This is a genomic window from Staphylococcus sp. LCT-H4 (genome assembly GCF_001866145.1).
GTDB lineage: Bacteria > Bacillota > Bacilli > Staphylococcales > Staphylococcaceae > Staphylococcus > Staphylococcus succinus.
The window spans coordinates 1-787 of sequence record NZ_MODY01000017.1; the positions used below are offsets into that span (position 1 = coordinate 1).

General features: G+C 48.5%; 7 tRNA genes. All 7 read left to right on the top strand.

Features of this window, described 5'->3' with window-relative positions:
- The first annotated feature begins 53 nt into the window (after window positions 1-53).
- Window positions 54-127, top strand: a tRNA-Met gene (locus BK821_RS13085).
- Between the two features lie 27 nt (window positions 128-154).
- Window positions 155-228 (top strand) — tRNA-Ile (locus BK821_RS13090).
- Between the two features lie 9 nt (window positions 229-237).
- Window positions 238-330 (top strand) — tRNA-Ser (locus BK821_RS13095).
- A 41-nt stretch (window positions 331-371) separates the two neighbouring features.
- Window positions 372-464: transfer RNA gene (locus BK821_RS13100), tRNA-Ser, on the top strand.
- A 13-nt stretch (window positions 465-477) separates the two neighbouring features.
- Window positions 478-551: transfer RNA gene (locus tag BK821_RS13105), tRNA-Met, on the top strand.
- Window positions 552-563: 12 nt separating this feature from the next.
- Window positions 564-639: transfer RNA gene (locus tag BK821_RS13110), tRNA-Asp, on the top strand.
- 4 nt (window positions 640-643) lie between these two features.
- Window positions 644-716: transfer RNA gene (locus tag BK821_RS13115), tRNA-Phe, on the top strand.
- The last annotated feature ends 71 nt before the right edge of the window (window positions 717-787 follow it).

The window sequence follows — 787 nt, forward strand, 5'->3', positions numbered from 1 at the left end:
AGCGGTTCGAACCCGCTAGTCTCCACCATATTTAATACAAACTAAAATACAACGGCGGTGTAGCTCAGCTGGCTAGAGCGCACGGTTCATACCCGTGAGGTCGGGGGTTCGATCCCCTCCACCGCCACTAATTATTAGTTGTAAATTATATTCAGGACCTTTAGCTCAGTTGGTCAGAGCTAACGGCTCATAACCGTTCGGTCGCAGGTTCGAATCCTGCAAGGTCCATATAATTTTGGAGGAATACCCAAGTCCGGCTGAAGGGATCGGTCTTGAAAACCGACAGGGGCTTAACGGCCCGCGGGGGTTCGAATCCCTCTTCCTCCGCCATTTTTATAAAACTTAATATAATTTATTTATCTAATATTTTTGGAGGAATACCCAAGCCCGGCTGAAGGGATCGGTCTTGAAAACCGACAGGAGCTTAACGGCTCGCGGGGGTTCGAATCCCTCTTCCTCCGCCATTAATATTATTATCGCGGGATGGAGCAGTTCGGTAGCTCGTCGGGCTCATAACCCGAAGGTCGGTGGTTCAAATCCGCCTCCCGCAATTTCATAATTTTGGTCTCGTAGTGTAGCGGTTAACACGCCTGCCTGTCACGCAGGAGATCGCGGGTTCGATTCCCGTCGAGACCGCCATTATGGTTCAGTAGCTCAGTTGGTAGAGCAATGGATTGAAGCTCCATGTGTCGGCAGTTCGACTCTGTCCTGAACCATTTATAGTTTTAAATATTAAGTTTTATNTAATTTTTTATGCAAGCCGGCCTAGCTCAACTGGTAGAGCAAC